3 protein-coding genes are annotated in these 7,677 nt (G+C 72.2%); all 3 read right to left on the bottom strand.

The genetic code is table 11. The annotated features are described in order from the left end of the window. Nucleotides 1-273: 273 nt before the first annotated feature. The 3 genes from IH54_RS47930 to IH54_RS0118045 are packed head-to-tail and all read right to left on the bottom strand — an operon-like array spanning nucleotide 274 to nucleotide 7,468. Nucleotides 274-5,760, bottom strand: coding sequence for a hypothetical protein (locus tag IH54_RS47930; RefSeq protein WP_031517965.1), 5,487 nt, complete (start codon nucleotides 5,758-5,760; stop codon nucleotides 274-276). Between the two features lie 43 nt (nucleotides 5,761-5,803). Next, nucleotides 5,804-6,403, bottom strand: coding sequence for a WXG100 family type VII secretion target (locus IH54_RS0118040; RefSeq protein ID WP_031517966.1), 600 nt, complete (start codon nucleotides 6,401-6,403; stop codon nucleotides 5,804-5,806). Nucleotides 6,404-6,448: 45 nt separating this feature from the next. Then, a complete protein-coding gene (locus IH54_RS0118045) occupies nucleotides 6,449-7,468 on the bottom strand; it encodes a WXG100 family type VII secretion target (RefSeq protein WP_031517968.1) in 1,020 nt (339 codons plus the stop codon). Nucleotides 7,469-7,677: the final 209 nt, after the last annotated feature.

A 7,677-nucleotide genomic window follows, 5' to 3' on the forward strand; every position in this document is an offset into this window, starting at 1 on the left:
GCCGACACCTGGCCGCCGTGCCATCCCGGCACCCGCGCCAGCGCGCGGTTGACGTCCGCCACCAGGTCCGGGTCCCAGCCGAGGCCGGTACCGTCCTGCCGCACCTCCACGGCCGCCGCGGGCGGCGCCGGGGTGATGGCGTCCTCCGCCGCGGCCCCGGGCCGGGGAGACACCGCGGGCGGCGCCGATGTGACGCCGCCTTCAACGGCCTCTCCCACCTGGGAGGACACATGCGCGGTCGCCACCGCGGGCTCCGCCGATGCGACGCCGCCTTCAACAGCCTCTCCCACCTGGGAGGACACATGCGCGGTCGCTCCGGGCGGCGGCTCCGAGGGCTCGAAGCCGGTGAGCCGGCCGACGCCGGTGGCGGGGCTGACGGACGTGTCGGTGGCGGGCGGGCCGTGCGGTTCGTAGGCCGGGACCTCCATGCCGCGGCGGAGGTCGGCGAAGTCCTGGAGCGGGCGGATGAGGTTCCGCAGACCGTCCTCGGCTTCGCGGAGCGCGGCTCCCGAGGCGGCGATGGCGTCGGCGTGAGCACCGGAGTGGACGCCGGCCTGGGCCTCGGCGGAAGCGTCGGAGCGGACGCCAGCCTGAGCCTCGGCAAGGCCCTCGGAATGCACGCCAGCCTGAGCCTCGGCGGAAGCGTCGGAGCGCGCCGACGTGGGTGTTCGCGCCTGGCCGCGGGCTGTGGGCGCCGGCGGCGCCGGATTCCGCGTCACGGTCGGCGGCGCGGATGTTGGCCATGTGCTCCTGGTGGGAGTTGACGTACTTGATGACGGCCGTGCTGACACCCGGGACGTGGTCCGGGAGCTGGAAGATCGCGTCGTCGGGTGAGACGTAGTAGGTGACACTTCCCGGGTCACCGCTGCGGGCGACACGGTTCTCGGCCTGGATGTCGATGTCGCGGGAGACGCCGGAGTGCGCCGTGACCCGCACGTGCAGGCCGCCGAGGTTCTTGGCCGCCGGGCCCACGGGGATGTCCACTCCGCGCGCGCCCTGCATGTTGATGACCAGGATCTTGCCCTGCTTGCCTGCCTCGTTGACCACCGCCTCGAAGGCTTCTTCCCGGTTCTTGCCCTGTTCGAGCATCCACCGCGCGTCGATCTCGACCACGTCTTTGGCGCCGAAGCCCCTGATCCGTTCCGCGATCTTGGCGACCAGGTCGTTGCGGTGCGCGATGACCACCTGCGGTCGGCCGGTCTCCACGTGCTCCTTGAACGCGTCCGCGGCGACCTGCTCGACCTTGGCTTCGGTGCTGGGGCTGAGCACGTCGAGGAAGCGCTCCAGCAACGAGTGGTAGTAGCGGTCCTGCTCGTGGATGGGCACAGCTCCCCGGTCACGGGACAGGCCCTTGGCGCCGAACAGCGCGCTCTTGCCCGCGGCGGTGCCCGAGGCGCCGACGACCTGGTCGTACATGTCGAGCAGGTGCGGGAACGTCTCCGACTTGTGGGAGAGGCTGTCGCCGTGGATCGTGATGCCTTTCTCGGCCTCGATCGCCTGGGCCAGGCCCTCGTTCCACCGGCTCTGCGTGGAGGTCTTGGGGTTGTACATCACCTCGTGGGTGACCTGGTCGATGATGTACAGCTTCGTGCCCTCGCCGTCGTTCCGGTCGTACAGCACGTAGTGGACGCCCTCTTTGTAGACGTCCTTGGCGAGCACGGCCATGTTCAGCCGGTGCAGGTCTTTGGGGCGCGGGGCACGGCCCAGCTGCTGCTCCAGCCACTTTTGGGCGGCCTCGGTCAGCTCACCGGGGGCGCTCCGCTCCCCCCGCTCGGACATGAGCAGTTCCTCGGGAAGCTCATGGGCGAGGTCCTTGAACTGCGTCACCCGGGCGATCACAGCCCGGGTGGCCACCTTCTCGGGCCCCTCGCTGAGGATGTACTGGGTGTTGGAGTACACCGTCGCCTCGTCGATCTCGTCGATGAGCGCGTGGACCTTGATGTGGCTGGGTGTCTCCGTGCCGTCCTTGCCCGGGCTCCCGGACCCGGCCGGGCGGCCGTCCAGCGCGTCGGTGTGCAGGAAGGTGAAGCCGACGTCCTCGCCGGTGCCGATGTAGACGGTCTGCTGGCCCTTGACCACGGGTGGGGGCGGGTCGGAGTGGTTCATCCGGTGCACCTTGTAGCCCAGGGGCTCCAGCACCATCCGGTAGAGCGCCGCCTCCCGGTTGGCCAGATTTTCCCGGGTCGTGATGACGTGCACGGCGTCCACGCCCTCGTCGGCCGCGCGGATCATGGTGTCCACCAGGAACACCAGTGACTTGCCCTCTCCCGCGGCCATGTTGAGCACCATGCCCTTGCCGAACGCCTCGGCCCCCGCCACCTGCGTCCACCGCGGCGTCTTCCCCGTGGCGCGGGCCACCAGCGCGTAGGTCGCCGCGATCCGGTCGGCCTCCGAGCCCTTGAGCAGCATGTGGTGCAGCGTGCTGTGGGGGAGGTCGTGCAGCCCCTCCCGTCCCGCGATGTCGAACAGGGTCCGCGCGGCCCCCACCGCCCTGTTCCCCGCGGCCAGCCCGGCCTGGACCGACTCCCAGTCCGACGCCGAGCGCGGCTCGTGCCAGCCGCCCCGGCCGTCGGGCACGAGGGTTTCCGCGATATACCGGCCGTCCGCGGTCCTGATGGTGTTCCGGATCGCCACCGGCTTCGCGGTGCCCACGCCCTGCCGGACCAGCCGGCGCACCAGACGGGCGTTCTCCGGGCCCGCGAGTGCTCTCAACCCCTTGCGGTCGCCCTTCAAGCCCTTGTCGAGGATCAACTCGCTGGCCAGCACCTTCCCGGACCCACGCGTGACGGGATGGGTCATCTTCACGGTGATGAGCTGACCGGACTTGGTCCTGCTCACCCACCCCCCGTCGAGGAACCGGTCGAAGCTGCCGCCGCCCTTGGGCAACTGGACGAAGCGCAGCTCACGGGAGGCGTCGAACACCCCTTCCGATCCGGCCGGCACGTGCACGGGCGGCCGACCGTCGCCGAGGTCCAGCAGCCCGTCGGCCTCCGTCAGATACCTGCCGTCGGGCCGCCGCACGAAGCTGGGCTGCACCGGGGGTTCGTGGGGGGCCGAGTCCCCGTGCGGCGAGCCGCTCCCGCTGCCCGGGCCGTTCTCGTGGACGGGGTCCGGCCTCGGGCCGGTGACCGGGTCCTGGCTCTCGCGGCCCGCGGCGGGCCCGGGACCCCGGTCCTCCGCCGGCCGCCCCGCCTCCGGCCCGGCGTGGAGCCGGAGGCCGGGCGCGGAGGCCATGGCGGTGAGGGCGGACGCCGCGTCGTGGGCCGGGTTCGGGGTGCCTTCGGCGTCGCGGCGCTCGTGGCCCGCGTGGGCGTCGTGGCCCTCGTGGGCGTCCGCCGTGAGGGCGGAGCGCGAGGTGCGGACGGCCGGTGCCTCGGCCACGGTGCCTGCGCCGGCGGAGGTCTCCGCGTCGTTCCGGGACGGCCGCGCCGTGGACGTGGTGGCAGGCGTACGCGCGGGGGTGTTCGGCCCGCTCGGCCGCTCGGCGGAGGACCGCGCTCCCGCGTCGGCCTCGGACACGGTGGTGGCGGGCCCCCGTTCGCCGAGCGGTCCGCGGGTCGCCGCCGGCCGCGCGGACGGGTCGCCGGCGCGGGAGGAGGTCCCGGCCGGCGGCGCGGCCTCTTCGACGGGCCGGGACGCCACCCGGCCGCCCGCCGGGTCCGTACGGTGGGCGGCGGCGTCCGAGGCCCCGCCCGGCCGCTCGGCCGCCGGGGGTGCCGTCTCCGTCCGCCGCGTGCCGGCCTGCGAGGCCGGCTCGTGGGTCCGCTGGCCGCCGGTCGACGCCGGCCCCTGCGAGCGCGCGTCCCCGTGCGGGGCCGCGCCCGAGAGCCCGACCTCCTCGGCGGTCCGGGGCCCGCCCGCCGTCTCGCCGTGCGGCACGGGCCCCGCGGCCCGCTGCGCCGGTGCGCCCGGACGCGAGGACGCCGGGCCGGAGTCGGCGGGCGCGCCGCCCGTGGTGCGGCCCGTACCCCCCTCGGCCCCGGCGCGCCCGGCACCGCCCTCGGCCCCGGCCCCGGTCCGTACCGCCGGATCGGGCCCCGTCCGCGTCACGGGGTCGCCCCCGGGGCGCGTCACCGGGTGGGCCCCGGCCTGCGCCAGCGGATCGGGCGGCGTCTGCGCCGCCGAGTCCGGCCCGGTCCGCGTCGCCGGGTCGCCCCCGGTGTGCACCGCCGGGTCGCCCCCGGTATGTGTCACCGAGTGATCCCCGGCCTGCCCCACCGAGTCCGGCCCCGTACGCACCGCCGAGTCGCCCCCGGTATGCGTCACCGAGTGATCCCCGGCCTGCCCCACCGGGTCACCCCCGGGGCGCGTCCCCGCGTGAGCCCCCGCCTGCCCCACCCCGTCCGGCGGCGTCCGCAGACCCGGGTCCGTAGCGGTCAGGTGCTCGCCCCCGTGTCCGGTCGCGGGCACGTGCACGCCGTCCGCCGGGCCGTTGCCGACCGTCACGCGGGGCGCGTCGCCGTGGGGGACCGGGGTGCCGGCCTGGGGGTGCCCGATGCCGTCCGGGGTCGTGACGTGTGTGGAGGGGGCGCTGACGTCCGTGCCGCCGGCGAAGTCGGGGGTGGTCCGGCCGCCGCTGACACGGATCGCCGGGCCACCGGTGTCGGTGGTCGCGACGTGGGCCGGCACGGTGTGGGCGTTGCGTATGGTGACGGGCGGCTGGACGAACCCGCCGCCGGCGTGGGAGTTGGTCACGGGCCGGGCGCCGGAGGCGATCGACGTCGCCGTGCCGTTCGGGCCGGCGGCGGTCCCGCCCCCCTTCCCGGCGCCCTCGGGGAACAGGATGTCGTTCGTCTTGGAGTTGACGGCGTCGGGGCCGGCGCCATAGACGCCGCCGGTGACGCGGCCCGCCTTGTCGAACGTGGCGGCGGACCAGCCCGTGAACTTGTCGGACGGACCGTGGAAGAGCCTGGCCCCCCCGGCCATGAGCGGGAACAGCATGAGGCCGGTCGTGACGAAGTTGAGCCACCCCTCGGCGTCGGTCGGGACCGGCTTCCAGTTCTTCCAGTCGGTGGGGACACCCACGATCGCGTTGGCGGCCGCGGTGGACACGGCGTTGTTGGCGATGAAGTCCGTGCCGTACACCACGAACCTGCCGGCGACGAGGGCCCAGGAGGTCTTGCTCCCCGCGCCGGCGGCGGCCGAGCCGCCCTCGGCGGTGAAGCCCACCGTCTTGCCGATGACGCTGACGGCGCCGGCGTACATGTCGCCGATGCCCGCGGTGATACGGGCCGCGGCCTGGGTGACCGAGCCGACCGCCTTCTCCAGCGCGGGGATCAGCCGGATGAGACTGCTGACCATGGAGCCGAGCCTGCTCGCCACGTTGGCGAGGACGGCCCCCAGCGCGACGGCGAACCCCTCCAGGAACACTCCCGACAGCAGCCCGAGGACGGCGCCGAGGACCCCGGCCAGCAGTTGGATGATGGCGAGCTTCTGCGCGGCGATGGCCTGCTCGTTGCGGAGCATCGCGAAGTAGTTGATCTGCTCGCCGAGTTCCCAGCACGCCGCCGCGCACTGCTCGACGGAGGTGCGCAGCCCCCCGCGGGTGGCGTTCCCGCCCATGTTGTTCTGGAAGGCGGCCGACATGGAGTTCGCCCCGTCGCCGACCCACGCGCCGCTGGTCAATCCGAACTCGGCCCCCGCCATCACCGCGGCCTGCTCGTCGAGGAGGTCGCCGAAGGTGATCCAGGCGTTCCCCAGCGTGTAGATGGGGTCGGGGTCGAACGGTTTGGACTCGGGGACGTCGAACTCAAACGCCATGGGAGGGCCTTCGCGGTGCGCCGTGCGGGTGGGTGGGCAGGTGTCAGAAGGTCTGGTTCACCGAGGTGTGGTGGATGTGGGCCGTCTTCTCGTCGGGACTGGTGTCGTCGGTCGCCGTGGTCTCCGCGGGGGCGTTGTCCAGGTACGGGTCGCCCGACGGCTTCGGGGTGGGGATGTGCGTGACGACGGGCTTGCCGTTCTGCTCGTCCGTGGTCTTGGGGGGATTGGCGATGATCTTGCTGTAGTCGGTGGCACCGTCGTCGTCGGGGAACATTTTGGGGTCCATGCCCGCCAACAGGGCCTCGAACTTGGCGAAGGAGTTGGAGACGGCGCGTTCGCCCCGGCTGTAGGTGACGGCTGCGGTCTCCAGGCCGTTGCAGAACCGGGAGAGGAGGCCGGTTTTCTTGGGCTTGTCCGAGTCGAAGAGCTGCGCCACCATGGCCTCCCAGTCGCTGTTGAACTTGTCCGCCCGCTCCTGGGATTCACCCGTCCACGACAGGCGCAGCTCGTTCAGCCGTTTGGTGACGGCGTCCACGGCCTCGCCGATGCTCTTGACCGCGGCCGAGGCGTTCACGGACGCGTTGTGCAGGACCCACGGGTCCACGGTGACGGTGGACGAGTTCCAGATCGTGGGGAGGGACATGGTGGCTCCTTGTCACTCAAGTCGTCGGCCGCGTCGCGGGCATGGTCACTGGGAGAGGTTCTTGTTCGCGGCCTGCTCGGCCTGAAGGTAGTTGTCGTGCGTCTGCTGCAACTGGTCGACGACGCCGCCGACCAGCCAGTACAGGTTGTCCAGAGCGGACTTCACGTTGTCCGCGGTGTCCGTGAACGTCGCGGCGGCCGGGGACTTCCACGCGGACTCGACCTTGCTTATCTCCGAGGAGATCGTGTCGCGGTACGTGTCGATGAGGTCGTACTGCGACTTGACGAACGTGATGGCGTCGGCCATCTGCGCCAGGTCCACGGTCCAGGACTTGGCGGTCATCACGACCTTCCCGCCGTCGAGGACGAACGCGCCGTCGACGTCGCGGAAACTGCCGTGGGTGACGCCGTCCTCGCCGAGGAAGTAGGAGTCGCCCGAGCCGGTGGTGAAGATGCCGTTGGTCCAGTCCGTGGTGCCGTGCAGGACGGTGCCGTCGTGCAGGACCATGGTGGTGCCGTTGGCGACGAAGAAGGTGTCGCCGATCATCGCGCCGTAGGCGGTGGAGCCGTCGGGCATCTTGTACGCGATGCCACCGGGGATGAACGAGCCGCTCACCGGGTCGGTGATGCCCTTCTGGACGTTGCCCTTGGCGTCGACGTAGATCGTGCCGTCCTGGGAGATGAACCCGCCGTCGTCGGTCTCGCTGCCCCACAGCTCCTTGCCGTCGACCGTCCGCTGGACCAGGAACCGGTCGCCCACGATCTTGCCGTGCTCCACATGATCGGACGCCGTGACCAGGATCGTGCCGTCCTCCGACAGGAACGACCCGTCGTCCCCGACACTCCCCCACACCGTGTGGCCGTCGATCACACGCGAGGTGCCGTTCGGCAGGAACGTCCCGTCGGGCGCCTTCAGGCCGTGCAGGACCTTGCCCTTGGGGTCGATGTAGATCGTGCCGTCCTGGGAGATGAACCCGCCGTTCTCGGTCTCGTCGCCCCACAGCACCTTGCCGTCGACCGTCTGCTCCACCAGGAACCGGTCGCCCACGATCTTGCCGTGCTCCACATGACCGGACGCCGTGACCAGGATGGTCCTGTCCTCCGACAGGAACGACCCGTCGTCGAATCGACGAACACGGTGCCGTCGTCGGAGATGAACCCGCCGTCGTCAGTCTCGCTGCCCCACAGCACCCTGCCGTCGACCGTCTGCTCCACCAGGAACCGGTCGCCCACGATCTTGCCGTGCTCCACATGACCGGACGCCGTGACCAGGAT

It is taken from the genome of Streptomyces sp. NRRL F-5123 (genome assembly GCF_000721495.1).
Lineage (GTDB): Bacteria > Actinomycetota > Actinomycetes > Streptomycetales > Streptomycetaceae > Actinacidiphila.